The sequence below is a fragment of the Micromonospora sp. NPDC007271 genome (assembly GCF_040634005.1).
Taxonomy (GTDB): domain Bacteria; phylum Actinomycetota; class Actinomycetes; order Mycobacteriales; family Micromonosporaceae; genus Micromonospora.
Window position 1 is genome coordinate 125126 of the sequence record NZ_JBEYER010000001.1, and the last position, 25758, is coordinate 150883.

Consider the following 25758-nt stretch of genomic DNA (forward strand, 5'->3'; position numbering starts at 1 on the left):
CGGTCAACCGTCCTTCACTGTCAGCTGGATGGCGGCGGTGAGCTGGTCGCGGCCGGGTTGCACGGCCCGGTCCAGCGCGAGCGCGAACGGCAGCACGGCGCCGTCGGGGCGGGTGACCCGGCGGGGCGGCGCGGCCAGCCGTACCCGCTCGACCACCGTCGCGATGATCTCGCCGGCGATGCCACAGGACCGGTTGGAGTCGTCCACCACGACGAGGCGCCCGGTGCGGGACACCGACTCGACGAGCCCGTCCCAGTCGAACGGGTACAGCGTCCGGGGGTCGAAGACCTCCACCGACACCTGGTCGGCGAGTTCGTCGGCGACGGCGAGCGCGTCGTGCACCAGGTGCCCGACGGCGACGACGGTGACGTCGGTGCCGGCCCGGCGGACCACGGCCCGCCCCAACGGCACCGGCGCGAGATCGTCGACGTCGGCCCGCACCTCGAGCGCCCCGGCGGGGGCGAACACCACCACCGGGTCGTCGCAGCGGATCGCCGACACCAGCAGCCCGTACGCGTCGGCCGGGGTGGCCGGGACGACGGTGGTCACCCCGACGTGGGCGAAGAGGCTGTACGGGTGGTCGGAGTGCTGCCCGGCCCACCCGGTACGCGAGCCGGAGCCGGGCACCAGGTAGGTGACCGGCACCGCGCACTGCCCCCCGGTCATCAGCGGGAACTTGTGCGCGTGGTTGACGATCTGCTCGAAGACCAGGAAGAGCAGCGACGGGATCTGGAACTCGATCACGGGCCGGAGCCCGGCCAGCGCCGCGCCGGTGGCGAAGCTGGTGAACGCCTGCTCCGACAGCGGGGTGTCCCGCACCCGCTCCGGCCCGAACTTCTTCAGCAGCCCGGAGGTGACGTTGGCGGCGGCCACCCGGATGTCCTCGCCGAGCAGGAAGACCGACTCGTCGCGGGTCATCTCGTCGGCGAGCGCCCGGGTGAGCGCCCTGCGGTAGGAGAGCCGGGGCATCAGCCACCTCCGGTCCGGGCGGTCAGCCCGCTGGCGTACAGGTGGTCGAGGGCCCCGGCCGGGTCCGGCTCGGGGCTGGCCAGGGCGTACTCGACGGCCGCGGCGAGGGTCGCCTCGACCTCGGCGTCGACGGCCTCCCGCACGTCGGCGGGCAGCCGTGCGCCCTGGATGGCGACCGGGTCGCGGGAGCGGCCCCGGGCGACCTCCTCCGGCGGGCGGTAGTCGAGGCGTACCACGTGTTCGAAGGTGTGGTGCGCGTCGAACCGGTAGGTGCGGGCCTCCAACAGCTCCGGGCCGCCGCCGGCGCGCATCCGGGCGACGGCGGCGGCGGTGGCCCCACGTACCGCCTCGGGGTCCTGGCCGTCGACGGCGGCGGCCGGCATGCCGAACGCGGCGGCGCGGCCGGCGATGGTGCCGGCGACCGCGCCGCCGACCGGCATGGTGGTGGCGTAGCCGTTGTTCTCGCAGACGAACAGCACCGGCACCCGCCAGAGCGCGGCCAGGTTGAACGCCTCCAGCAGCATCCCCTCGTTGACCGCGCCGTCGCCGAAGAAGGTCGCCCCCACCAGGTCGTCGCCGCGCCGCCGGCGCGCCCACACCGCTCCGGTGAGGATCGCGCCGGCGGCCCCGACGATGGCGTTGGCGCCGAGCACCCCGACGCCGAGGTCGGCGGCGTGCATGGACCCGCCCCGGCCCCGGTTGAGCCCGGTGACCCGGCCGCAGAGCTCGGCGAGCATCCGGGCCGGGTCGGCACCCTTCGCGAGCACGTGCCCGTGCCCGCGGTGGGTGCCGGTCACCAGGTCGTCGGCGCGCAGCGCGGCGCAGACCCCGGCGGCGATCCCCTCCTGCCCGAGGTACGGGTGGATGCCGCCGACGATCTCCCCGGAGCGGACCAGCTCGATGGCCCGCTCCTCGAAGCGGCGGATCAGCCGTACGGTTCGGTAGAGCCGGACCTCGATGTCGGTCACGCCGGGCGCCCGGTCCGGTCGCGCCAGATGACCGGGCAGAATTCGGGGTCCGCGTAGTCCGGCCCGCCCTCGTGGGTGCGGCGGACCAGCACGTCGTGGTTGTACGCGGCGAGCGTGCCGTCGGAGAGCGGGTACTCCCGCCAGGCGTTGCCGCCGTCCTGCAGGTGCAGCGAGATGGCCTGGCGGGGTCGCCCGCTGACGTTCGCGCCGCTGCCGTGGTAGGTGCGGCAGTGGTGGAAGCTCATGTGTCCCTTCGGGATCGCCATGGGGATCTTGCGGATTTCCGCCTGGTTGTACGCGGCGTTCTCGGCGAGCATCTCCTCGAGCTGGTCACGGTCCCGGTCGGCGAAGTGCCGGACCACGGTGTCGTCGGCGCCGATCTCCCGCCAGCGGTGCGACCCGTCGACCATGGTGATGGTGCCCATCTCCTCGCCGCAGTCGTGGAAGGGGATGAACGCGGTGAGCATGTTCTCCGAGGAGGAGGACGCCCAGTAGTGCTTGTCGAAGTGCCAGGGCACGATGTTGGACGGCTCGCCGGAGATCGGCGGCTTGTAGATCAACGTGGACTGGAAGATCCGGATCTCGTCGGCCTGCGCGAGCCGGGCGGCGACCGCCCCGATCAGCGGCTTGCGCAGAATCCGGCTGATCGCGTCGTGCTCGTAGTGCACGTAGTCGTTGTGCCGCTGCACGTCCCCCAACGCCGGCTCCCAGTACGCCAGCTTCGGCGGCCGCACGGGCAGCCGCCGGTCGCGTTCCCCGGCGTAGTAGCGGTCGGTCGCCGCGAGCAACTCGTCCACCTCGTCGTCGGTGAGCAGCTTCTTCGACAGGTACCAGCCGTGTTCGCCGTAGTGGCGGACGTCGGAGTCGGAGGGCAGCAGCGCCTCCTCCTCGGCGGTCAGCGCGGGTTCGGTCGTCGTCATGCCCCCACCTCCTGTGGTTTCGCCGCGGTCGCCGCGGCCAGCTCCCGTTCCTTGGCCTCGTAGAGCGCCTTGATGTTGCCGCTGCCGAAGGTGGTCGCCCCGCGCCGCTCGATGAGTTCGAGGAAGAGGGTGCGCCGCACGTGCATCGACTCGGTGAAGATCTGCAGCAGCTGGCCGCCGTGGTCGGAGTCGACCAGGATGCTCAGGTCGCGCAGCCGGTCCAGCGGCGCGTCGACCGGCCCGACCCGCCGCTCCAGGTCGTCGTAGTAGGCGGCCGGGGTGCCGGCGAAGCGCACCCCCTGGTCGGCGAGCGTGCCGACCGCGGTGACGATGTCGTCGGTGCGCAGCCCGAGGTGCTGCACCCCGGCGCCGGCGTGCCAGCGCAGGAAGTCCTCGATCTGCCCCGGCCGCCGGCTGGTGTCCGGCTCCAGCAGCACGACGGTGACCCGCCCGGACCGGCTCTGCACCACCTTCGAGTTCATCGCCTGCCCGGCGACCTCGACGTGCTCCTCGAAGATCTGGGCGAAGCCGAAGACCTCCTCGTAGTGCTTCACCGTCTCGTCGAGCTGGCCGGGCGGCACGCAGACCGCCAGGTGGTCGATCTCGACGAGCAGCTTGTCGTCGTCGCCGGCCGGCAGCGGCTCGATCGCCCCGGGCAGGAACTCCGTCCGGGCGCCGCGCCGCTCGACCAGCCGGTGCAGCACGTCGCCGAACCCACCGACCTCGGCGATCACCACCTCGCTGTCCGCGCCGGTGAAGGTACGTGGCGGGGTCACCCCCGTCGCCCCCCGGGCCATCAGCTCCGCGTACGCCCCCGCGGCGTCGTCGACCGCCAGGCCGACCACCGCGACGCCGTCGCCGTGCCGTTGCACGTACGCGGAGGCGGGGTGCTCGGCGGTGAGCCCGGAGGTGAGCAGCATCCGGATGTCGGCGTGCGCCAGCAGCAGCGAGCGCTGCCCGGTCAGCCCGGTCTCCGGTCCGCCCTGGCCGCGTAGCCGGAAACCGACGGCCGTGCCGAAGTAGAAGGCGGCCTGCCGGGCGTCCCCCACGTACAGTTCGATGTGGTCTATTCCGTTGATGTCCATCTGTCAGCCCTTCCCATGTCCCCCCGTGACTGCCGGCCCGGGCGCCCCGCGCCCGGGATGGAACGTCGGATCACCTCCCCGCCTCGGCGGCCGGCGCACCGGCGCCCCGCCACGCCGCTGACGGCCACTCCGGCTCGGCGCGTCTGTCGCCGCGCCGCGACCCGGAGCGGTCGCCGGTGACCCGGCGGAGCAGCAGGCTCACGTTCTGGCCGCCGAACCCGAACGAGTTGGTCAGCGCGTGCTCGGCCCGGGTCGCCCGGGGCGTGGCGCGGACGTGGTCCGCCGCGCAGTCCGGGTCCGGGTCGTCGAGGTGGTAGGTGGGTGGCAGCAGGCCGCGGCCGAGCGCGAGGGCGGTGGCCGCCGCCTCCAGCACCCCGGACGCGCCGAGCAGGTGCCCGGTGAGCCCCTTGGTGGAGCTGACCGGCACTTCGCCGACGCCGAACACCTCGGCCAGCGCGGCGGTCTCGGCGCTGTCGCCGAGCCTGGTGCCGGTGCCGTGCGCGTTGACGTAGCCGACCTGGGCCGGTTCCACGCCCCCGCTGGACAGGGCGCGGCGCATGCACTCGGCCGCCCCGGCGCCGTCCGGTCGGGGCGCGGTCGGGTGGTAGGCGTCGCTGTTCACCCCGTAGCCGGCGACCTCGGCGTAGCCGGTGACGCCCCGGGCGGCGGCGTGCTCGGCGCGTTCCAGTACCAGCAGCGCCGCCCCCTCGGCGAGGACGAACCCGTTGCGCCGCTTGTCGAAGGGCCGGCTGGCCTCGGCGGGCTCCGCCCAGCCCCGGGCCAGCGCCCGGGCGTTGCCGAAGGTGTCGGCGAAGGTCGGGAAGAGCGGCGCCTCGCTCGCCCCGCACAGCACCACGTCGGCCTCGCCGGCCCGGATGAGGCGGACCGCGTCGGCGACGGCCTGGGCGCCGGACGCGCAGGCCGTGCCCACCGAGGAGCTGTAGCCCCGGATGCCGTGGGCGATGGCGATCCGCGCCGCCGGCATGTTCGGCAGGATCCCGGTGAGCAGGTACGGGCTGACCGCCGCTCGGCCGCGGGCGGCCCGCGCGAGCACCTGGCTCTCCAGGGTGGACAGCCCGCCGACCCCGCCGACGATCACCCCGACCCGGTCCGGGGCGACGTCCCGCCCCACCTCGATACCGGCGTCGGCGAGCGCCTCGGCGGCGGTGAGCAGGGCGAGCAGCACGATCCGGTCGAGCACCTTGGTCTCCGGGCCGGAGACGACGCTACGCGGGTCGATCTCCGGCAGGACCCCGGCCACCTCCAGGCTGCCCCGCGCGGGGTGCCCCTCGGGCAGGCGGCGCAAACCGGACCGGCCGGTGGTGAGCGCCTCGAAGGTCGCCTCGACGCCCTGGCCGGCCGGGGTGAACAACCCCATCCCGGTGATGACGGCGGTCATGACGCCGACTCGGTCAGGTAGCGCTCGCGCAGCACCACCTTGCGGACCTTGCCGGTCACGGTGACCGGGATGTCGTCGGCGCGCACCGGCACCACCCGGCGCAGGGTCGCGCCCACGTCCGGCCCGAGCGCCGCCCGGATCCGTTCGGTGCGGTCCTCCGCCGGGTCCGCCCCGGCGGCCAGTTCGAGCAGCACGTCGGTGACGACCACTCCGGATCGCGGCGTGGCGTCCGGCACGTCGAGCCGGAGTGGTCGGTCGACCGGGTCGTTCTCCTTGACGATCACCACGGTGCAGTCGGTGACGTCGGCGCAGGCGGCGAGGATCCGCTCCTCCGACAGGGCCGTGAAGAAACGCTTCCCGTCGCCGACCTCGACCGAGTCGACCGCCCGGTCCAGGTGGTGGTAGCGCCCGTCGGCGTCGGCGTACACCAGGTCGCCGGTGAGGTACCAGCCGCGCAGCCGGGACCGGTAGGTGGTGACCGAGTCGTTCCAGTAGCCGCGGAACAGCGACGGCGAGTCGATGCCGAGCCAGCCGACCTGCCCGGGCGGCAACTCGTTGCCGTCCAGGTCGAGCACCGCCGCCCTGGTGAACCGGTACGGGCGGCCGACGCAGCGGCCGTACCGGTTGGTGTCGACGGTGTGGGTGATGTGGAACATCGAGTGTCCCATCTCGCTGGAGCCGAGCCCGTCGATGAAGACCGACCCGGGCACCCGGGTCACCCCGTCGCGGGTCACCACGTCCCGCGAGCCGACCCGGACCAGCCGGCGCACGTGCGGCTCGTGGCTGCAGTCGCCGGTGTTGAACCACAGCCGCACCGAGTCCAGGTCGTACGCGGACAGGCCGAAGCGGGCCAGCTCCGCCCAGGTGACGGAGAAGCCGAAGACCCCGTCGGGCCGCCAGCGTTGGATCGCGTCGAGCACCCGCTCGCCGTCCTGTTCGGAGAGGAGGAACATCTCCGCCCGGTTGCCCAGCGCCTGGTTGACCATCAGCACGGTCGCGGTGTGCGGGGCGGGCAGCGCGTTGAGGATCCGGCTGGTGCCCTGCGCCTGCGGCATGGACAGCAGGTGCCGGGTGGCGGCGAAGAGGCTGGCGTGCGAGTGCAGCACGGCCTTCGGCACCCCGGTGGTGCCGGAGGTGTGGGTGATGACGATCGGGTCGTCCGGGTGGTGCCGATAGTGGGCCGGGGCGGCGGCCGGGTCGCCGGTGCCCGCCTCGGCGGGCTGGCCGAGCAGCGGCGCGTCCAGGTCGTGCCCCGCCAGCGCCGCGGCGTGGACGGCGTCGGCGACCACCCCGGCGCCCCGCAGCCGGCGGATGTACTCGGCGGCGATCTCCGGCCGCAGCTTGCCGTTCATCAGTGCGGGGATGGCGCCGAGCCGGGTCAGCGCCAGGAACGACAGCACCATGTCGGCGGCGGTGCCGGCCCAGACGGCGACCGGGTCGCGCGGTTTCACGCCGCGCTCGTGCAGCCAGGCGGCCCGCGCGGCGACCCGCTCGTCGAGCCGGCCGAGGGTCAGCGGGTGCTCGGCCGGGTGACCGTCGACCGGCGTGTCGAAGGTGAGCCCCGGCCCGTCCGGGTCGGCGCCGTGCGCCAGCACCCGGGCGAGCACGTTGCCGGCGCCCAGTTCGGGGTCGGCGGCCAGTCGGCCACGCAGTCCCTTCGTCCTCATTGACGTGTTCCTCCCCCCAGCAGCACCGCGACCGCCTCGCCCGGCGTACCGTCGGGTGCCTGTTCGACAAGGACCAGCAACACCTCGTCGGCGTCGCCGTCGTACCGCAGCAGTTCCGCTTCCGCGATGCCGTCGGCCCGTGGATCGCCGGTCGGGCTCAGGCAGACCACTGGCCCGTTCAGTCCCCAGCGCGCCGCGATGTACCCGGCGACGCTGTTCGGCACCGACTGGAAGAAGAACAACGGCCCGACCCGGCCGCCGTCGGCGACGGTGGCCCGGACGTGCTCGGCGCTGGCCCGGTCACCGCTCGCGCTGACCAGCACCACCGCCGTCCGGTTGCCGGCGGGCGCGCCCCGCGAGCCGTACCCCCGCCCCAGACACCGCTCCGCCGCCGCCACCACCACCGGCTGAAACCCCGAGTACACGAACCCCGCCACCCCTCTGGGCGCTCCATCCCCCGGCTCCGGCCACCGCCCCTCCGCCAGCACCCGCACCCCTTCTCGCGATCTTGCAGTTTCTGCCGTCGATACGCGGCTTTCGTCCGCTTGATCCGGGCCGGAAGTGCAAGATCGCGGGGTGGGGGTGGGGGTGGGGGTGGGGGTGGGGGCGGTCACGGGGCACCGACCAGGAGGGCGGTGTTGGCACCGCCGAAGGCGGCGTTGAGGGTTAGGGCGTGGGGGGTGGTCGTGGGGCGGGGGGCTTGGGTGATGACGTCCAGGGGGCAGGTCTCGTCGGGGGCCAGGAAGCCGGCGTTGACCGGCAGCTTGCCGTGCCGCAGCGCCAGCACCGTGACCACCAGTTCGAGCAGGCCGGACGCCTCGAGCGCGTGCCCGTGCACCGACTTGGTGGAGCTAACCGGGATCCGGCCCGCCAGGTCGCCGAACACCCGGCGCAGTGCCGCCGCCTCCGACGCGTCACTGTACGACGTGCCGGTGGCGTTGGCGTTGACGTAGCCCACCGCCTCGGCCGGAAGCCCGGCCCGGCGCAGTGCCGCGTCCACCGCGCGGGCCAGCCCGCCGCCGTCGGGGTCGGGCTGGCACGGGTGGTACGCGTCCCCCGCCCGGCCCCATCCGCGCACCGTCGCCACCGCCGCCGCGCCCCGGTGGGCGGCGGCGGTGGCCGACTCCAACACCACCGCGACCACGCCGTCGCCGAGCAGCAACCCCTGCCGGCCGGCGCTGAACGGGCGGACCGCTCCGTCCGCGGCGAACGCCCGTCCGGCGTCGAAGAGCGCGTACTGGTCCGGCTCGACCAGGTAGCCGCCCGCGACGACGATCCGGTCCAGGTCACCCCGACCGATCAGCGTGGCCGCGTCGGCGACCGCGGTGCTCGCGGACACGCAGGCGGTGGTGTAGACCCGGGTCCGGTCGGCCAGCCCGCAGCGACGGGCCAGGTGACCGGCGAGCGCCGGCGCCTCCGGACCGCCGCCGGGCAGCGAGGGCGGCCCGCCGTGGGTGGCGAGGAACAGTGCCGCCTCCGCCCGCCGCGCCCGGTCCAGGCCGGCCGCCCGGCAGGCGGTGTCGACCGCGTCGGCCAGCTCGTCGGCCAGCGGACCGGCCTCCGGCAGGGTGGCCGCCACGGTGACCCGGCGGCCGGTGGTGTCGAACCGGCGTACCGGGGCGAACGCCGGGGTGCCGGCGAGAACCCCGGCGAGCAGCGCGTCGTCGCCCCGGCCGAGGGCGCTGAGCGCGTGGACGCCGGTGATCTGAACGTGCTCCCGCTCAGCCATCGGCGGGGGTGGTCAGCGAGGTGTGGAACACCGCCAGGGCGTCGTCGACGGTGCGAATACCGGCGAGCTGGTCGTCGGTCAGCTCCATCCGGCGGTCGTAGCGTTGCTCGACGAGGTGCACCAGCCAGGCCAGCTCCATCGAGCCGATCCGGTCCGACACCTGGTCGACGGGTCTCGCGGTCAGTTCGGCGAGCATGCTCACCAGGTCAGCTCGCCCCAGGTCGGGCTGACCGGCCATCAGGCTGCGTCGCTCGTCGCGCCGGCCACCCGGTCGGCGACCATCGTGGTGAACTCGCCGACCGTCATGAGGGCCAGCTGCTCCGACTCGTCGTCGGCGAACTTCAGGCCGAACCGGTCCTCGACCCGGACCGCCAGATCGGCCAGGGCCAGCGACTCGAGGTCGACGCCGGAGGGGCCGAGGGTGGTGTCGTCGTCGATGTCCTCGACGTCGTAGTTCATGTCGGCGAGCTGCTCGACGACGAAGGTGCGGACCTCGTCTCGCATGGCGTGAACCTCTTTCCGTGAACCAGCTACCGGTGCCCGATCGGAACACCGGGTACGTGTGGATCGGCCGTACCGCCGGGGTGCGGGTGGGCCACCCGGTGGCCGGGGACTGCCTGGTGCTCGCGGTGGCGGTCGTCGGGGCGGCCGGGAAGGTCGACGTCGTCCTGGCGTAGCGGGCCGGTCATGACGCCGCATCCCGCAACGCGGCCGCGGAGCGGACCAGTTTGCCGGTGGTGGTCCGCGGCAACTGGTCGAGCAGGCGCAGGGTACGCGGCCGCTTGTAGCCGGCGAGGCGCTCGGCGAGCAGCTTGTCCAGGGTCTCCTCGGACAGCGGCCCGTCGGGCTGCACGTACGCGGTGATCCCGTCGTCCCAGACCACCACCGCGGCGCCCACCCCGGGCAGCTCGGCGACGGTGGTCTCCACCTCGGTGAGGTCCACCTTCATGCCACCGACCGACACCTGCGAGTCGAGGCGGCCCTTGACGGTGACCAGCCCGGTCTCCGGGTCGACGGTGCCGGCGTCGCGGGTGTGCAGCCAGCCGTCGGACCAGCGGGTCGGGTCGCTGAGCCCCACGTACGGGGACGCCGGGCAGCTCACCTGCAGCTCGCCACCGCGTTCGCGCACGCGGGCGCCGGGGGCCGGGGCGATGGCGGGGCGGTGCCTCCCGTACAGGTCGGTGCCGATGACGCCGACCTCGGTCATCCCGTACATGTTGCCCAGCGGTACGCCGTAGCGGTCGGTGAAGGCACGGGCGACGGCGGCCGGCACCAGCTCGCCGCCCGTGGTCATCCGCTTGAGCTGCGGCAACTTCCCGGGCGGGGTGGTGGAGGCGAGCAGCCCGATGTGGAACGGCACGCCGAGCACGGTGGCCGGGCTGTCCTGGGCGGCGACGGCGGCGAGGATCGCGTCGCCGCTGAGCCGCTCCGGCGGGCAGAGCTCGACGCCGGCGTGCAGCCCGTAGAGCAGGCCGCCGACCAGGCCGAGCACGTGCACCATGGAGGGCAGCAGGATGATCCGCTCGCCGGGCAGCGCCACCCCGTCGATCCGGGTGTACCGGTGCACCTCGCCGACCAGGTCCTCGGCGGTCCGGCCGATCACCTTGGACGGCCCCGTGGAGCCGGAGCTGAGCTGGATCACCGCGTGCGGGCTGCCGGCCGGACGGTCGGAGTAGGACGTGATCGCCTCGGTGACGTCGACGAAGACGCGCAGCGCTCCCCCGCCGGTCCGCACCGGGGCCACCACCACCTGCGGGGTGAGCCGGCGCAGGGCCCGGTCGACCTCGTGGTCGGTGAGCCGGTGGTCCAGCAGGATGGCCTGGGCGCCGCTGCGCCAGGTGGCGAGCAGGTTCACCACGTACGCCAGCGACGGCGGCAGCCGCAGCGCGGCGGCGCCCCCGCGGCGCAGGCCGGCCTCGGCCAGCCGGGTCTGCGCCTCGCCCACCAGGCGACGCAGGGTGCCCTTGTCCACCGGCTCCGGCAGGCGTAGACACGGGTCACTGGGATGCCCGGTGAACAGAGTGTCGTCCACCCAGCCCGCCGTTGCCGCCGACGGATCTCCCGCTACGGAATGCGCAGTCACGATCGCCCACCGCCCAGCCTCGAAGTGGGCGAAATCCGCCCAACAGGTGCCTCCCCCGGAGTGCTGACGGAACCCTACGACAGCCCTTTAGTGCATCACCACATGCAAATGGCTAGATCGATAAGGGCGGCTGGACGGATTGCCGGGGCTCGATCGGACAGGCAGTATCGACCGGGTACGCCGGCACGCGACACCATCGGCCGCCGGCTGCTGGACGGTCCACGTGCCCGGACCAGCACCCGGTCCGGCGCATCCCGGCCACACCCGTCCGCAGCCCCGTGACCGGAGGGAACGTCGGTGCGCGTCGGTATCCTCCGCACGCCGCACGCCGCACGCCGCTCGGCGCCCCGCCGACGGCAGCAGGGAGGGCACGATGACCGACGGGCCGCCGCAGCTCATCGCGATCGACCACGACGGCCACCACGCCGAGCACGTGGGGCACACCGCCGATGGCCGGCAGTTCTTCCTCACCACGCCGTTCGAGCCGGGCGACCCGGAGACCGGCGGGGGCGCCGAGTTCGTCGCCCGCTTCCTGTTCGACGGCGCCGGTCGGCTGCTCGATGCCACGATCGACGCGTTCGGCCCACGGCACCTGATGGACCGCGACGCCCGGCGGCGGACGTACGAGGCGCGGCTGGCGCAGCTCGGACCGGTGACGTTCGGCCGGATCGAGGTGGCGCCCTTCGCGGTGGAGCGGTTCGGCACCACCTTCGGCCTGATCCCCCGCCCGCCCGAGGACGAGGACGACTCCTGGTGGGTGGAACTGCACCCGGGCAACTACATGGCCTTCACCGAGCCCTGGGACAGCGGCGAGTACGACGCCTGACGCCCGCGCGCCGCTATTCCGACGGCGGGGGCGGGGCGGCGCCGCGCAGCACCAGCGCGCTGTTGAAACCGTCGAAACCGCGCGCCCCGACCAGCGCCACCCGGCTGCGCGGCGGGCGGGGTGACCGCAGGAAAGGCAGGTCGCAGCCCTCGGCGGGCCGCTCCGGGCCGGCCGAGGCGGGCAGCAGGTTGTGCTGGAAGGCGAGCAGCGCGGTCGCCGCGTCCAGCGCCGATCCGCCCTGGTGCGCCCGGCCGGTCAGCGGCTTCTGGGTGGTCACCGACGGAGGGCGCGCGCCGAACACGGCGCGCAGGGCGGCCGCCTCCGCCCGGTCGTACGCGGGCACGCCGAGCGCGTCCGGCCAGACCACGTCCACGTCGTGCGGGCGTACGCCGGCCCGCTCCAGGGCCAGCCGCAGCGCCCGGGCGTAGTGTGCCGGGTCCGGGCCGGACGCCGGGTCGGTGGGCGCGGCGTCGTGGGTCGCCGCCCAGCCGGTGATCTCGCCGTAGATCCGGGCGCCCCGGTCCAGCGCGTGTCCCAGCTCCTCCACCACGAAGACCGCACCGCCTTCGGCCGGCACGTAGCCCTCGGCGGCGGCGTCGAACGGCCGGTACGCCCGCTCCGGGTCGGCGACGTCGCTGAGCAGCCCGGAGCGGAGCTGGCAGGCCAGCGCGTACGGGCTGAGCGGGCACTCGGTCGCCCCGGCGATCACCAGCGGGGTGCCTCGCCGAACGGTCCGCACCGCGTGCGCGAGGCTGTCCAGCCCGCCGGCCGCCTCGGACACCGTCACCCCGCACGGCCCCTTCAGCTGATGGTGGATGGAGAGCTGCCCGACGCTGGCCGCGTAGAACCAGGCGATCGACTGGTACGCCCCGACCGTCCGGGTCGGGCCGCCCCAGAGCCGTTGCAGCTCCCGCTGACCGAACAGGTTGCCGCCGGAGGAGCTGGCCAGGGTGACCGCCCATCGGTACGGGTCGGGGGCCCGCTCGGGCAGGCCGGCGTCGGCCAGGGCCAGCCGGGTGGCGGCGAACCCGAGGTGGGTCCACCGGTCGGTCTGCACCCGCTGCCGGGTGTCGGCGTACCCGGCGGCGTCGAAGTCCGGCACCTCCCCGGCGACCCGGGTGGGGTAGCCGGCCGGGTCGAACAGGGTGATCGGTCCGGTGCGGCGGGTGCCGGCGAGCACCTCGGCCCAGTGCGCGTCGTTGCCGACCCCGGTCGGCGCCACCACCCCGATCCCGGTCACCACCGCCCGCGCCGTCATGCCACCACCGCCAGGCGGCGGAAGATCATCGCGGACTGGAAGCCGCCGAAGCCGCTGCCGACCGACAGGGCCACGTCCACCGGCACCTCCCGCGCCTCGTTGGGCACGTAGTCCAGATCGCACTCCGGATCACGGGTGGTCCAGTTGGCGGTCGGCGGCACCACCCCGTACTCGATGGCGAGCGCGCAGGCGGCCATCTCGATCGAGCCGATCGCGCCGAGCGAGTGCCCGACCATCGACTTGATCGAGCTGATCGGCACCCGGTACGCGGTCGCCCCGAGCGCCCGCTTGAACGCGGCCGTCTCGTGCCGGTCGTTCTGCCGGGTGCCCGAGCCGTGCGCGCTGACGTACGACACGGCCGACGGGGCGAGCCGGGCCTGCCGCAGCGCGTCGGTGATGGCCAGGGCCATCTCCACCCCGTCGGGACGCAGCCCGGTCATGTGGAAGCCGTTGCTGCGGTTGGCGTAGCCGGCCACCTCGCAGTAGACGTGGGCGCCCCGGCGGCGGGCGTGCCCGATCTCCTCCAGCACCAGCACGGCCGCCCCCTCGGCGAGCACGAAACCGTGCCGGTCGGCGTCGAACGGCCGGGAGGCGTGCTCCGGGTCGTCGTTGTCGGGGCTGGTGGCCTGGATGGCGTCGAAGGAGGCGACGGTGACCGGGGAGATCGGCGAGTCGGCGGCGCCGGCGAGGACCACGTCCGCCTCGCCGTCGGCGATGAGCTGGTGGGCGTACCCGATGGCGTCGATGCCTGAGGTGCAGCCGGTGGAGACCACCTGGGCCGGGCCGTGCAGGCCGTGCCGGCAGGCCACGTCGGCGGCCAGGCTGCTGGGGACCAGCGCCTGGTAGAGGTACGGCCCGCCGAGGGTGTGGTCGACCAGCCAATGCCGGCCGGAGTCGCTGACCCGGACGTACTCCTGCTCCAGCGCCATGGTGCCGCCGACCGCGGTGCCGAGCACCACGCCGGCCCGCTCCCGCTCGGCGTCGGTGAGGGTGAGGCCGCTGTCGGCGAGCGCCTCGGTGGAACAGGCGAGCGCGAACTGCACGTACCGGTCGGCGCGCTGCCGTTCGGCGAGGGTGATCCCGGCGGCGTCCGGGTCGAAGTCGCACTCGGCGGCGATCTGCGAGCGGAACGGCGACGGGTCGAAGAAGGTGATCCGCCGGGTGGCGGTGCGCCCCTCGGTGACAGCCTTCCAGAACCGGTCCCGGGTGGCGCCGCCCGGTGCGACGACGCCGACCCCGGTCACCACCGTTCGGCGGCCGGTCACGACGATTCCCGGGGCGGCGGGGCGACCTCGGTGTCGACGTGCCCCAGTTCCGGGCGGGGCGCGAGCGGTCCCAGGTGGAACACCACCTCGGCCGGCTCGTCGCCGGTGTTGCGCAGCCGGTGCCGGACGTCCTTCGGCACGAAGAGCGCCTCCCCGGCGTGCAGCGGCACCGGCCGGTCGTCCAGGTCGACGGTGATCGCGCCACGCGCCACGTAGAGGAACTCCTCGCTGTAGGGGTGGTAGTGCTCGGCGATCCGCTCCCCCGGGCCGAGCATCGCCACGCCCATGAAGCCCGAGGTGCTGCCGACGGTACGCGGGCCCAGCAGCACCCGCAGCTCGCCGCCGCGCCGCCGGTCCGCGGGGACGTCACGGGCGCAGATCGGGGCGGTGGTGGTCTCAGGCATCCCGACTCTCCTCACCGGTCGACGCGGCCGCCCGCCGCTCGATGCGTTCCTTGATCACGGCCAGCTGGACCTTGCTGTTGGCGTTGATCCGGTCGGTCATGCCGGCGTTGTCGACCGGCGCGTCGGGCCGCATGGCGAAGTCCTGCACCCAGGTCATCCGGGTGCCGGCGGGAACCTCGTCGTAACGCCAGTGGATGTGCATGTAGTCGAACGGGCCGGTCTCCACCCGGTGGGCGTGGACCTGCCGGGTGGCCGGGTCGGCGGTGCGCTCGCTGACCCAGCTCCACACCATGCCGTTCTCGTCGGGGTGCATGGTGAGCCGGAACCGCACCGTGTCGCCGGTCCGGTCGAGGATCTCGACCGCGGCGTACTCGGTGAACAGGTCGGGCCACCGGGCGACGTCGTTGGTCACCTCCCAGACCAGCGGCAGCGGCGCGGCGATGTCGATCGCGTTCTCCGTGTGCCCGGGCGGGTCGATCCTGCGGGCCACCAGGTCCGCCACGCCGGCGATGCTGAGCTGCGCGGCCTGCTCGGGGATCTTGACCCGCCACCGGTCGGCGACCACGGCGGACAGTTCGAGCAGGGCGAGCGAATCCATGCCCAGTTCCTCCAGGCTCGCGGCCGGGGCGCGGGCGGCGTCCTCGGCGTCCAGGCCACAGTGCGTGACCAGGATGTCGGTGATCTCCGCGGCGAACGGTCGGTCCGAAGCGACAGTCATTGGGTCCTCCTTGCGGCCGCGGCGGACGCGGCGGTGACGGGGGTACGGCCGGCCGGGTCGGCGACGGCGCGGGCGGCGGGCGCTGCGGGAACGCCGGCCGTGGCCGGCTGGGTGCCCGCCGGCGGGAGCGGCTCCCCGGCGGGGGCCTCGGCGTGGCCGCGGGCGGCGGCGGCCCCGGCGTCGGCGGTGAGCAACCGGTCGACCAGGCCGGTGGTGTGACGACCGGCGCGGAAGGCCACGTCGTGCAGCACCCGCCGGACGAACGGGATGGTGGTGTGGACCCCCGGACCGGCCACCTCGAACTCGCCGAGCGCGCGGTCGAGGCGGTCGAGGGCACCTCCCCGGTCCGGCGCCCACACGGCCACCTTCGCCAGCAGCGAGTCGTAGTGCGGGCTGACCAGGTAGCCGGCGTGGCCGTGGGTGTCGACCCGCGTGAACGGGCCGCCGGGCGGGCGGAAGCGGTCGAGCCGCCCGGGGGCGGGGGCGAAGCCGCGGTCCGGATCCTCCACGTTGACCCGGCACTCGACCGCCACGCCACGCAGCTGGATCTCCTCCTGCCGCAGCCGCAGCGGCGTACCGGCGGCGACGTGCAGCTGCTCGTGGACCAGGTCGACGCCGGTGACCATCTCGGTGACCGGGTGCTCGACCTGGATCCGGCAGTTGATCTCCAGGAAGTGGCACTGCTCCGTCTCGTCGACGAGGAACTCGACGGTCCCCGCGCCGGTGAAACCGACCGACAACGCGCCGCGCAGCGCCACCTCGGCGAGGCTGTCCAGGGTGGACCGGCGCAGCGCCGGGGCGGGCGCCTCCTCGACCAGCTTCTGGTGGCGGCGCTGCACCGAGCAGTCCCGGGTACCCAGGTGCACCCCGTTGCCGTGGTTGTCGCACAGCACCTGCACCTCGACATGCCGGGCGTCGGCGAGGTACCGCTCCACGTACACCCGGTCGTCACCGAAGGCGACCTGGGCCGCGGCGCGGGTGCGGGCGTACGCGCGGGGCAGCTCGGCGGCGGAGCGGACCACGGTCATCCCGCGCCCGCCCCCGCCGGCCGCCGCCTTGACGATCACCGGGTACCCGATCTCGGCGGCCACCTCGAGCGCGTCGGCGGGTGTCGGCAGCGTCTCGACACTGCCCGGCGGCAGCGGCAACCCGGCCTTGCTCATCAGCGCCCGCGCGGTGGACTTGTCGGCCAGCGCGGACATCACCTGCGGCGGCGGACCGACGAAGGTGAGCCCGTTCTCGGCGCAGATCTCGGCGAAGTCGGCGTCCTCCGAGAGGAAGCCGTAGCCGGGGTGCACGGCCTGCGCGCCGGTCTGCCGGGCCGCCTCGACGATCGCGGCGGCGTTGAGATAGCTCTGCCGGCTGGCCGCCGGTCCGATCCGGACCGTCTCGTCGGCCAGCCGCACCGGCAGCGACTGGGTGTCGGCACTGGAGTGCACCACCACGGTACGGATGCCCAGTTCCCGGCAGGCCCGCAGCACCCGCAGCGCGATCTCGCCCCGGTTGGCGATCAGCACCTTCTCGAACATCAGCCACTCCGTCCGGCGAGTGGTTCCAGGGCGAGCAGCGGCTGGTCGTACTCGACCGGCTTGCCGTCCTCCACCAGCACTTCGACCACCCGGCCCGCCTGGTCGGCGGTCACCTCGTTCATCAGCTTCATCGCCTCGACGATGCCCACCACCTGACCGGGCCGGACCAGGTCGCCGACCGCCACGAAGGGCGCGGCGCCGGGCTCCGGAGCGCGGTAGAACGTGCCGACCACCGGCGCCCGCACGGCCGGCCGGTCCGGCGCGGTCGCCGTCTCCGCCACCGGTGCGGCCACCGGCTCCGGATCGGTACGCGGCGCGGGTGCCGCCTCGGCCGGGCCGTGCCACTCCACCTCCAGCACGGTCTCGCCGCTGCGCAACCGGACCCGGCGGACCGGGCCGGCCAGTTCGGCCACGAGCTTGCGCGCCTGCCGGCGCAGCCCGTCCAGCACCTCGTCAGAGGACGCCGAGGCGCTCACCGAGCCACCTCCGTTCGCGACTGCGGGGCTCGCAGAACCGGCTCACTCCTCGCACTCACCGAGCCACCTCCGTTCGCGACTGCGGGACTCGCACCACTCCCCACCGGAGCAGGCACTCGCGCCGCGCCGTAGCGGCGGAAGCGGTGCCGGCGGCGACGGACCAGCGTGGCGGCCGGCACGTCGAGCAGTGGGGTGAGGTTCGCCGCCACCGCCCGGCTCAGCAGCTCGGCGGCGCCGGCCGGGTCGTCGTGCGCGGCGGGCCGCGGTTCGGGCACCACCTCATCGACCACGCCGAGCCGGCACAGGTCGGCGGCGGTGAGCCGCAGCGCGCGGGCCGCCTGCGGCGCCGCGGAGCTGTCCGACCACAGGATGGCCGCGCAGCCCTCCGGGCTGATCACCGAGTAGACCGCGTTCTCCAGCATCAGCACCCGGTCGGCGACGGCGAGAGCGAGCGCCCCGCCGCTGCCGCCCTCCCCGGTGACCACCGCGACGACCGGCGTCGGCAACATGCTCATCGCGAGGATGTTCTCGGCGATCGCCGCCGCCTGTCCCTGCTGTTCCGCGCTCACCCCGGGGTCGGCGCCGGGAGTGTCCACCAGGGTCACCACCGGCAGGCCGAGCCGCGCGGCGAGGTGCATCAGCCGCAGCGCCTTGCGGTGCCCGGCCGGGCTGGCCATGCCGAAGTTGTGCGCCACCAGCTCGGCGGTGGTGTGTCCCTTCTGGTGACCGATCACCATCACCGGCCGCCCGTCGAGCCGGGCCACCCCGCCGACGATCGCCGGGCAGTCCGCGCCGAGTCGGTCCCCGTGCAGCTCGACGAAACCGTCGAAGGCCGTCTCCAGGTAGTCCAGGGTGGTGGGCCGGCCTGGGTGCCGGGCCGCGCGTACCGTCGCCCAGGCGTCCCGCTCGGGGCCGGCCGCCGTCGCGTGCGCAGCGCCGTCGGCCCCGGACGCCGGTCGTGGCGCCGGCTCCTGCCGGGGTACGGACGGACGCCGCACGGCCCGACGACCGGCCTGCGCGGCGGCGAGCAGCGCGGTCAACCGGCCACGCAGCGCGTGCCGGGGCACCACCATGTCGACCTGCCCGTGCCGGAGCAGGAACTCGGCCGTCTGGAAGCCCTCGGGCAGGGTGGCGCCGGTGACCTGCCGGATCACCCGGGGGCCGGCGAAGCCCATCCGGGCTCCGCTCTCGGCGATCACCACGTCGGTGTTGGTGGCGAAGGACGCCGCCACCCCGCCGTACGTCGGGTCGGTGATCACGCTGACGGTGAGCAGGCCCGCCTCGCGCAGCCCGGCGATCGCCTGGCTGACCGTGGCCATCTGCATCAGCGACAGGGCGCCCTCCTGCATCCGGGCGCCGCCGGAGGCGGTGACCAGCACCAGCGGCACCTCGTCGACCAGCGCCCGCTCGGCGGTGGCCGTGATCAGTTCACCGACCGCGCAACCCAGGCTGCCGCCGAGGAAGCGGAAGTCCATCACCGCCAGGGCCGCCGGCTGGCCGCCGATGCGGGCCGTGCCGCAGAGCACCGCCTCGTCGAGCCCGGTGCCGGCCCGGGCGGCGGTGAGCCGGTGCGGATAGGGCAGGGCGTCGACGAAGCCGATCGGGTCCACCCGGGCCGCCCGGTCCGGCAGTGGGGCGAACGAGTCCGGATCGACCAGCTGCGCCACCCGGTCGGGGGCGTCCAGCCGGGTGTGGGTACCGCACTCGGGGCAGACGTCGAGGTTGCGGCGCAGCCGCTTGCGGTACAGCAGCGCGGCGCAGCCGTCGCAACGCGACCAGAGCTGCTCGTCGCGGGGGGCGGTGGTGGTCACGGCCGCCGCCCCGGGGCGTCGTGGCGGTGGGATTGCCGCCCCGGGGCGTCGTACCGGTAGAAGCAGTGGGCCATGGCGTCCCGGGGTGAGCGCCAGGTCGGCAGGTACGGCGAGATGTACGGCCGCAGCCGCTCGCTGACCCGGACGAACTCGGGATGCCCGCGGGCGTCCTCCACCGCACCCTCCGCCGGCAGTTCCGTCTCCAGCAGATGGACGTAGAGGTCGTGCAGCCGGTAGAGCGACCGGTGCCGGACGCCGACCAGGCCAGGCAGTTCGGTCGCGTCGGACTCGGCGAAGATCTCGGCGACCCGATCCTCGGCGGTCGGCACCACCTTGGCGACGATGAGCGAACGGTCCATGGACAGCCTCCCCTTGGGGCGCGGCCCCGGGGCGGGTGCCACCGGTCGCGCCGGACGACTTCCGCCACCGTGCCGCCGGCACCGTCAACGCCGCGTCACCTACCGGCCATCCAAACCGGAATCTGGTGACGCTGCGTTGACGCAACCTGTGCCCAAGCTATGAGAAGATCATTTGACATCAATTCCATGGCGACAGTTTTTCGCAGTTCAGCGTCGGTCTGGCCGAGCCGCAGTGGACGATCACCGCGACGAAGGACCTGTTGACGCAGCGTAACCTTGATTGATAACCTCCGTTCCGGTGAGCCCGGCGAAAACGTCGTCCGTTGCCGCGGCGGAGCCGTTCCGACAGCGAGGTCGCCGGCAGCCGCGCCGGGCAACAGAAACCGTCGGGACGAAGGTTCCGGCGCAGGAGGGTTGCACCCGTGACCGGTGGATCGAAGATGCCGACGGCCGGGGATCCGTCCGCGCCGCGGGTGTCGCTGCACCTGCTCGGCGGCTTCCGGCTGCTGCAAGGCGACGCGCCGGTGATGGTGCCCCGAGGACTGCAACGGGTCATCGCCCTGATCGGACTGCGGCCCGGCGCCACCCGCAGTCACCTGGCCGGGCTGCTCTGGCCGGAGGCCTCCGAGGAACGGGCGCTGTCCTCGCTGCGCACCGCCCTGTGGCGGCTACGGCAGGACCCGTGCTGCCCGCTGCTCACCGACGGCGACACGGTACGGCTCGGCGAGCCGGTCCACCTCGACGTCGACGAGCTGGTCGACATCGCCGCCCGGGTCCGCACCGGTGAGCTGCCGCCGGCCGCCGGCAACGCCGGCCGGCACGACCTGCTCCCCGGCTGGTACGAGGACTGGGTGCTGCTGGAGCGCGAACGCCTGCGCCAGCTACGGCTGCACATGCTGGAGCAGCTCGCCGGCAACCACCTCGCCGCCGGCCGGCACGGTGAGGCCCTCGAGGCGGCCCTGGAGGCGATGGCCGCCGAACCGCTGCGGGAGACACCGCACCGCCTGGTGGTCCGCATCCACCTCGCCGAGGGCAACGCGTTCGAGGCGGTGCACGCCTTCTACGTCTACCGGGACCTGCTGCTGCGCGAGCTGCGCCTGGAACCGTCCCCGGCGATGTGCGCGCTGCTCGACGACACCCTCGCCCCGATCCGGCACGCCACCCGGCACCAGACGCTCGACCCGAAGCGGCGACCCGACCGTCCCGTCCCGAACGGTGGTCCCGCCGCTCCCGCGCCGCAGCGGGGTTCCACCGCGCGCACCGCGCCCCGCTGAGCGACGCCGGCGTCGGCGCGACACCGCATTCACCACCGTCACCGAGGAGCCGCCGTTCGTGACGGAGAGGTGACAGTCGGCCGGGCAGACTTCCTCCACACGGTGTCCGACGCCCCTCGTCCCCGGGCCGGGGGGATCACCGCCGAGAGGGGTCGCGATGAGTCGACTGTTGGTCGTCAGCCGGATCGTGCCGGGCGCGGAAGGACGGGTGGCGCAGATCTTCGCCGAGTCCGACGCGACCGAAGTGCCCAGTCTGATCGGCGTCCGGCACCGCTCGCTCTACTGCCTGCACGACCTGTGCGTACACCTGATGGAACTCGCGGACGTCGACCCGGACACGGCCGCCGGGGCCCGCAACCACCCGCTCTACCGGCGAATGAACGAGCGGCTGTCGGCACACACGTCGCCGTACCTGCCGACCTGGCGCTCCCCCCGGGACGCCGTCGCCGGCTGCTTCTACAGCTGGGACGCCGCCGACGCGACCTCCTACGCCCGACGGGGCGCGGAGGGCTGAGACCGGGCGTCCCGGACTCCTCATACGGCACCAGGGTCCGGGACGCCCCCGTCCCGGCCGGTGGCACACGCACGGTCACCCCAACGCCACCGACCGGGCACAGTCCGTCCCATCAGCGACGAAAGCCACGGACCGCCCTGTCGTCGTCGATCGACGTGTGGGAAGCTGCCCCGAGTTTTCTCACGACTTTCGTTCACGTACGGAGGAGGTTGACCGTGTCGTCAAGTTTCGCGCTGTGGCTGGTCGGGATCCTGACTGTGGTGACGGGCCTGGTGATCTGGCGGGTGCTGGCCGGCGGCCACACCACCGCGGACCCGGCGGCACCCATCGTGGAGGGTGACCCCGCGACCGCCACCGCTGACCAGGAACAGCACGCCACGGTCGTCGACGAGGTTCCCCCACCCGCCGTGGTGGCCGAGGAGCCGGTCCCGGCCCAGGAGGACGCCACGCCCGTCCCGGCCACCCCGGCCGCCGAGACCACCACCCCGCCGTCCACCGACGCCGCCGAGCCGACCGGCTCCGCCCCGGCTGAGCCGGCGCAGCCCGCCACCGACGCCGAGCCGGTCAACACCGAGACCGAACCGGCCAACACCGAGACCGAACCGGCCAGCACGGAGACCGAGCCCGTCACCGCCGAGGCCGAACCGGTCAGCGCCGAGCTCGAAAGCGTCGCCGCCGACGCCGAACCGCGCCCGGTCGCCGCCGACGTGGAGCCGGCCACGGTTCCCGCCGAGCCGGCCGCCCCGGCGACCATCCCCGCGCCGCGCGTCTCGGTCGAGAACAGCACGGCAGCCGCGGCCCCGGTCGCCGCGCCCGCCAGCGGGCCCGCCGACGACTTCCGGAAGATCCAGGGCATCGGGCCGAAGATGGCGGCCGGCCTCCAGGCCGCCGGCATCCGCACCTACCACCAGCTCGCCGAGCTGGACGAGGCGGCGCTGCGGGAGGTCATCAAGGCAGCCGGCCTGCGCGCCGCACCGGGCCTGACGACCTGGCCGCAGCAGGCGAAGGTGCTGGCCGGCGCCGCCGCCGAGGCCGAGGCCGTGCTGCCGGCGGGTACCGACGCCTGAGCCCGTCCCGTCCCGGGCCGGTGCTGACCCAGTCACCGCCGGCCCGGGGCAATCCACCATGGTCGAAATCGGCCGCGCCACGTCACGGCGCTGTTTGACCGTTCCCCCGCGCTGGGTACATGGCCGTCACCCTCGAACCCAGACCCTCCGTGGAGGCCACCCATGCGCGGCACCTCGATACTCGGCGTCCTGATCGTCATCTGGCTCGTCATCGGCGCGGTCGCCGCCGGACAGCGCGGGTACTACAGCAACGACGAGAAGAACTGTGCCGAGGCGGGCACGATCCTGGTCACCATCGTGGCCGGCCCGCTGAACTACATCGGCGCCAACCCCAAGGTGGACTGCAAGCTCCCCGAGCCGTCCAAGTAGGCCGCGAGCGCCCATCGGCCCGCCCCGTTCAACCGCCGACGTGGATGCCGGGACGGCGGGCGGGGTCCGGCTCGGACTTGCGGATGATCTCGCGGACCACCGGCGGGGTGTCGCCGCGGCCGAGGATCAGATAGCGCAGCAGGTGCGCGATCGGATTCCCCTCGGACCACTCGAAGTGGCAGTGCGGGCGGACCCCGGTGGCGTCGCGCAGGGACAGCAGGATCGCGGCGATCGCGTTCGGCGCGGCGGGGCTGCTGGCCCGCAGGATCCGGTACCCGCCAACCTCCACCCCGTGCACCCGCAGGACGTGGCTGAACTGCGACGGGTCGCTCACGTCGATCTCCAGGAACAGCACGTCGGCGGCGCCCGGCACCGGATTCATCCCGCGCTGCGCGCGCTCCTTGACCCGGTACTCCTTGAGCGAGCCGCTCCGCCGCTTGTTCGCGATCAGGTGCAGCCGGCCGTCGTGGGCGACCGACTCGGCGATGAACCGCCGGGCCGGCTCGTCGAACTCGATCCGCTCGGCGCGCAGCTCGGTCGTCCGGGACACCCGGGAGATCAGCGAGACGGCGATGATGCCGGCGATGAACAGGCCGGAGATGGCGATCCCGTCCGGTTTCTCGATCACGTTCTCGGTGAGGGCGTAGAGCAGCACCGCGGTCAGCACCATGAAGCCGGTCCCGGCGAACGGGTGCCGCGCCTGGTACGCGGAGATGGTCACCGCGATCGCACCGGAGACCATCATCGCCAGGATCCCGGTGGCGTACGCGCCGGCCTGGGCGTTGACGTCCGCGCGGAAGGCCACCGTGATGACGATGCTGATCACGGTGTAGACCAGCACCACCGGGCGGACCGCCCGCCCCCATTCCGGTGCCATGCCGTAGGCGGGCAGATAGCGCGGCACGATGTTGATCAGACCGGCCATCGCCGAGGCGCCGGCGAACCAGAGGATGAAGATGCTGCTGATGTCGTAGATCGTGCCGAACCCCTCACCCAGGTGCTCATGGGCCAGCCAGGCGAGCGCCCGCCCGTTGGCCGCCCCGCCCGGCTGGAACTCCTTCGGCGGGATCAGCACCGTGGTGACGAACGTGGTGGCGATCAGATAGACCGACATGATCAGCGCCGCGGTGGCGAGCAGCTTGCGGGTGTTCCGGATGCGCGCCCGCAGCCGCGCCTCGGCGTCCGGGCCACCCCCCTGGACCAGCGGCATCATGCTGACCCCGGTCTCGAAGCCGGAGAGCCCCAGCACCAGCAGCGGAAAGGCCAGCACCGAGGTGCTGACCAGGCCGCCGATCTCGCCGGAACTGCTCAGCCGCTGCCCCCAGCCACCGATCACCGCCGGGTCGCCGATGATCTCCCCGAAGCTGACGACCACGATCACCGCGTTCAGCACGAGGAAGGCCGCGACCAGGGGGATGGCGACCTGCACCGCCTCCCGGAACCCCATCAGGAACACGCCGCCGAGGACGAGCAGCAGTACCGTGGTCACCACCACCGCCGCGACGCCGCCGTGCGGGAACGACGCCGGCAGGTACGGGTTCTCCAACAGGTGCACCGTGGCGTCGGCGGCCGACAGCGTGATCGTGACGATCCACGAGGTGGCCACGAAGCCGAGCAGCACCAGCACGAAGATCTTGCCCCGCCAGAACGGCAGCAGCCGCTCCAGCATCGCCACCGAGCCCTGGCCGTGTGGGCTCTCCCGGGCCACCCGCCGGTACATGGGCAGCATCCCGAGCAGGGTCAACGCCACGATCAGCAGGGTGGCCAGCGGGGAGAGCGCCCCAGCCGCCAGCGCGGCGATGCCCGGCAGGTAGGACAGGGTGGAGAAGTAGTCGACGCCGGTCAGGCACATCACCTGCCACCAGGGATGCGCGGCCGCCTGGTGCTCCCGGGTCTCCGGGCCGACCGGCTGCACCCGGTGCTCGAACAGCCAGCGGGTCAGCCGGCTGGCCGGCTCGCGCGGCCGTACCGGGCTCTCCACGCAGGCCGGGATCTCGATCGTCCCCCGGCCGGAGCCGCCGCCGTGCTCCGGGTCGCGGGCGGCGCGCAGCGCTCGGTCCGCCGCGGCGACCGGCGCCTGGTTACGCCGCCCCCGCGGGCGTCGGGGCTGCGCCGCCCCGTCCCGTCCCTCCGTCATGTGTGCACCCCTTCAGCCCCTCAACCGACGGTAGGCGGTATCCGGGGCACCACCCGGCCGAACCCGACAACCGGCAGAGATCGTCAGGGCGCAAGCGGGGTGGACCCGCCGGGCTGAGGCGTCACGCCAGGGCGGCGGTCCACCGCGGCACGTGCGCGTCCAGCAGCACGGCGGTGTCCTGCCAGTACGCCCCGTCCTCGGCATGGATCCGCGCCCACGGTTGCACCCCGTCCCGGGCGCCCCGGCGCAGCAGCTCGGACATGGCCCGGGCCCGCTGCCCGAGCAGCGTGGCCAGCGCCGGGCGGTCCGCCCCGGCCAGGCCGTAGCCGTCCACCAGGACGCGCAGCCGCTCGGCGGACTCCCCGAGCGGCCGGTCCGGGCGCATCCCGGCCATGCTCTGCGCCGCGTACGCCAACTCCCACAGCCGGGTGCCGGGGCCGGCCGAATCCCAGTCGATCAGCACCCAGCCGCGGGCGGACCGGACGAGGTTCCACGGCGCGACGTCGTGGTGGCAGACGAGGTCCTCGCCGTCGGGTGGGATGATCCGCTGCCACCGCGCCGACGGCGGGGGCACGAAGGCGGCCGTCGCGCGGTGCAGATCGGCCAGGAACGCCCCGATCGAGGCCAACTCGTCGAGCGAGTACGTACCGGTGGGGTCGCCCAGCTCCCCCGGGACGTACTCCAGCACCTGGCGGCCCCGGTCGTCCCGGCCGAGCGGCCGGGGCGCGCCGGGAAAGCAGACGTCGCGCAGGTGGGCCAGCAGGGCGTCGACGGCGTCGGTCCAGGGGCCGGCTGGACGCCGGACGGTGTCCCCGACCCGGACCAGGCCGTATGTCACGTTACCGACCAGCGGCTGCTCCACCGGCCCATCCTCGCACCACCGGGGCCGGAGGCAGTCCCCGCGTGCCGCCCGGACGACGGAGCCCCGGGA

General features: G+C 74.0%; 26 protein-coding genes and 1 pseudogene. 6 read left to right on the forward strand and 21 right to left on the reverse strand.

Annotated features, from left to right (window positions below; translation table 11 throughout):
- Positions 1-3: 3 nt before the first annotated feature.
- The 10 genes and pseudogenes from ABZ570_RS00570 to ABZ570_RS00615 all read right to left on the reverse strand — a co-directional run bounded on the left by ABZ570_RS00570 (position 4) and on the right by ABZ570_RS00615 (position 9241).
- Entirely contained in the window at positions 4-969 is a 966-nt protein-coding gene (locus ABZ570_RS00570; protein ID WP_358055166.1) for a transketolase C-terminal domain-containing protein, read from the reverse strand.
- Positions 969-1937: a thiamine pyrophosphate-dependent dehydrogenase E1 component subunit alpha gene (locus ABZ570_RS00575; RefSeq protein ID WP_358055168.1), complete on the reverse strand. Its 969-nt coding sequence runs from the start codon at positions 1935-1937 to the stop codon at positions 969-971. The genes ABZ570_RS00570 and ABZ570_RS00575 overlap by 1 nt, the downstream gene beginning before the upstream one ends.
- Positions 1934-2857, reverse strand: a complete 924-nt coding sequence (locus tag ABZ570_RS00580; protein WP_358055170.1) for a phytanoyl-CoA dioxygenase family protein — start codon at positions 2855-2857, stop codon at positions 1934-1936. Before ABZ570_RS00580 ends, ABZ570_RS00575 begins: the two co-directional genes overlap by 4 nt.
- Complete coding sequence (hppD, locus tag ABZ570_RS00585) at positions 2854-3942, reverse strand: 4-hydroxyphenylpyruvate dioxygenase (RefSeq protein WP_358055172.1); 1089 nt, start codon at positions 3940-3942, stop codon at positions 2854-2856. Before hppD ends, ABZ570_RS00580 begins: the two co-directional genes overlap by 4 nt.
- Positions 3943-4123: 181 nt before the next feature.
- Positions 4124-5341 (reverse strand): annotated as a pseudogene (locus ABZ570_RS00590) (beta-ketoacyl-[acyl-carrier-protein] synthase family protein); the annotation flags it as partial.
- The gene (locus tag ABZ570_RS00595) at positions 5338-7008 is read right to left on the reverse strand and encodes a class I adenylate-forming enzyme family protein (RefSeq protein WP_358055174.1); all 1671 of its coding nucleotides are present in this window, start codon (positions 7006-7008) and stop codon (positions 5338-5340) included. The gene ABZ570_RS00595 and the pseudogene ABZ570_RS00590, both read right to left, overlap by 4 nt.
- Positions 7005-7496: a beta-ketoacyl synthase chain length factor gene (locus ABZ570_RS00600; RefSeq protein ID WP_358055176.1), complete on the reverse strand. Its 492-nt coding sequence runs from the start codon at positions 7494-7496 to the stop codon at positions 7005-7007. Before ABZ570_RS00600 ends, ABZ570_RS00595 begins: the two co-directional genes overlap by 4 nt.
- A gap of 122 nt (positions 7497-7618) precedes the next feature.
- Positions 7619-8737: a beta-ketoacyl synthase N-terminal-like domain-containing protein gene (locus tag ABZ570_RS00605; protein ID WP_358055178.1), complete on the reverse strand. Its 1119-nt coding sequence runs from the start codon at positions 8735-8737 to the stop codon at positions 7619-7621.
- The gene (locus tag ABZ570_RS00610; RefSeq protein WP_358055180.1) at positions 8730-8975 is read right to left on the reverse strand and encodes an acyl carrier protein; all 246 of its coding nucleotides are present in this window, start codon (positions 8973-8975) and stop codon (positions 8730-8732) included. Before ABZ570_RS00610 ends, ABZ570_RS00605 begins: the two co-directional genes overlap by 8 nt.
- A complete protein-coding gene (locus ABZ570_RS00615; RefSeq protein WP_358055182.1) occupies positions 8975-9241 on the reverse strand; it encodes an acyl carrier protein in 267 nt (88 codons plus the stop codon). Before ABZ570_RS00615 ends, ABZ570_RS00610 begins: the two co-directional genes overlap by 1 nt.
- A 17-nt stretch (positions 9242-9258) precedes the next feature.
- On the opposite strand from ABZ570_RS00615, the gene ABZ570_RS00620 reads away from it, so the two are divergent.
- A complete protein-coding gene (locus ABZ570_RS00620) occupies positions 9259-9414 on the forward strand; it encodes a hypothetical protein (RefSeq protein ID WP_358055184.1) in 156 nt (51 codons plus the stop codon).
- Positions 9415-9422: 8 nt separating this feature from the next.
- Here ABZ570_RS00620 and ABZ570_RS00625 read toward each other — a convergent pair whose 3' ends face one another.
- Complete coding sequence (locus ABZ570_RS00625) at positions 9423-10769, reverse strand: class I adenylate-forming enzyme family protein (RefSeq protein WP_358055186.1); 1347 nt, start codon at positions 10767-10769, stop codon at positions 9423-9425.
- 424 nt (positions 10770-11193) lie between these two features.
- Here ABZ570_RS00625 and ABZ570_RS00630 point away from each other — a divergent pair, with 424 nt between their 5' ends.
- Complete coding sequence (locus ABZ570_RS00630) at positions 11194-11646, forward strand: hypothetical protein (RefSeq protein WP_358055188.1); 453 nt, start codon at positions 11194-11196, stop codon at positions 11644-11646.
- A gap of 13 nt (positions 11647-11659) precedes the next feature.
- Here the strand turns inward: ABZ570_RS00630 and ABZ570_RS00635 are convergent, their stop codons facing one another.
- Genes ABZ570_RS00635 through ABZ570_RS00670 form a run of 8 tightly spaced genes read right to left on the reverse strand, consistent with a single transcriptional unit; the run spans position 11660 to position 19466 of the window.
- A complete protein-coding gene (locus tag ABZ570_RS00635; RefSeq protein ID WP_358055190.1) occupies positions 11660-12904 on the reverse strand; it encodes a beta-ketoacyl synthase N-terminal-like domain-containing protein in 1245 nt (414 codons plus the stop codon).
- Complete coding sequence (locus ABZ570_RS00640) at positions 12901-14169, reverse strand: beta-ketoacyl-[acyl-carrier-protein] synthase family protein (protein WP_358055192.1); 1269 nt, start codon at positions 14167-14169, stop codon at positions 12901-12903. Before ABZ570_RS00640 ends, ABZ570_RS00635 begins: the two co-directional genes overlap by 4 nt.
- Complete coding sequence (locus tag ABZ570_RS00645) at positions 14166-14573, reverse strand: cupin domain-containing protein (protein WP_358055194.1); 408 nt, start codon at positions 14571-14573, stop codon at positions 14166-14168. The genes ABZ570_RS00640 and ABZ570_RS00645 overlap by 4 nt, the downstream gene beginning before the upstream one ends.
- Positions 14566-15291, reverse strand: a complete 726-nt coding sequence (locus ABZ570_RS00650; RefSeq protein ID WP_358055196.1) for an SRPBCC family protein — start codon at positions 15289-15291, stop codon at positions 14566-14568. Before ABZ570_RS00650 ends, ABZ570_RS00645 begins: the two co-directional genes overlap by 8 nt.
- The gene (locus ABZ570_RS00655; RefSeq protein WP_358055198.1) at positions 15288-16820 is read right to left on the reverse strand and encodes an acetyl-CoA carboxylase biotin carboxylase subunit; all 1533 of its coding nucleotides are present in this window, start codon (positions 16818-16820) and stop codon (positions 15288-15290) included. Before ABZ570_RS00655 ends, ABZ570_RS00650 begins: the two co-directional genes overlap by 4 nt.
- Entirely contained in the window at positions 16820-17296 is a 477-nt protein-coding gene (gene accB, locus ABZ570_RS00660; RefSeq protein WP_358055200.1) for an acetyl-CoA carboxylase biotin carboxyl carrier protein, read from the reverse strand. The genes ABZ570_RS00655 and accB overlap by 1 nt, the downstream gene beginning before the upstream one ends.
- Positions 17293-19107 (reverse strand): acetyl-CoA carboxylase carboxyltransferase subunit alpha, encoded by a 1815-nt coding sequence (locus ABZ570_RS00665; RefSeq protein WP_358055202.1) that lies wholly within the window; start codon positions 19105-19107, stop codon positions 17293-17295. Before ABZ570_RS00665 ends, accB begins: the two co-directional genes overlap by 4 nt.
- Positions 19104-19466, reverse strand: a complete 363-nt coding sequence (locus tag ABZ570_RS00670) for a TcmI family type II polyketide cyclase (protein WP_358055204.1) — start codon at positions 19464-19466, stop codon at positions 19104-19106. Before ABZ570_RS00670 ends, ABZ570_RS00665 begins: the two co-directional genes overlap by 4 nt.
- A gap of 440 nt (positions 19467-19906) precedes the next feature.
- On the opposite strand from ABZ570_RS00670, the gene ABZ570_RS00675 reads away from it, so the two are divergent.
- The 4 genes from ABZ570_RS00675 (at position 19907) to ABZ570_RS00690 (ending at position 22690) form a co-directional block, all read left to right on the forward strand.
- Complete coding sequence (locus ABZ570_RS00675) at positions 19907-20740, forward strand: BTAD domain-containing putative transcriptional regulator (protein WP_358055317.1); 834 nt, start codon at positions 19907-19909, stop codon at positions 20738-20740.
- Between the two features lie 157 nt (positions 20741-20897).
- The gene (locus tag ABZ570_RS00680) at positions 20898-21254 is read left to right on the forward strand and encodes a TcmI family type II polyketide cyclase (RefSeq protein WP_358055206.1); all 357 of its coding nucleotides are present in this window, start codon (positions 20898-20900) and stop codon (positions 21252-21254) included.
- A 215-nt stretch (positions 21255-21469) separates the two neighbouring features.
- Positions 21470-22321, forward strand: a complete 852-nt coding sequence (locus ABZ570_RS00685) for a helix-hairpin-helix domain-containing protein (protein ID WP_358055208.1) — start codon at positions 21470-21472, stop codon at positions 22319-22321.
- A gap of 162 nt (positions 22322-22483) precedes the next feature.
- A complete protein-coding gene (locus ABZ570_RS00690; RefSeq protein ID WP_358055210.1) occupies positions 22484-22690 on the forward strand; it encodes a hypothetical protein in 207 nt (68 codons plus the stop codon).
- A 28-nt stretch (positions 22691-22718) separates the two neighbouring features.
- Here ABZ570_RS00690 and ABZ570_RS00695 read toward each other — a convergent pair whose 3' ends face one another.
- A complete protein-coding gene (locus tag ABZ570_RS00695; protein WP_358055212.1) occupies positions 22719-24827 on the reverse strand; it encodes an amino acid transporter in 2109 nt (702 codons plus the stop codon).
- Positions 24828-24948: 121 nt separating this feature from the next.
- A complete protein-coding gene (locus tag ABZ570_RS00700) occupies positions 24949-25689 on the reverse strand; it encodes a phosphotransferase (protein ID WP_358055215.1) in 741 nt (246 codons plus the stop codon).
- Between the last annotated feature and the right edge of the window lie 69 nt (positions 25690-25758).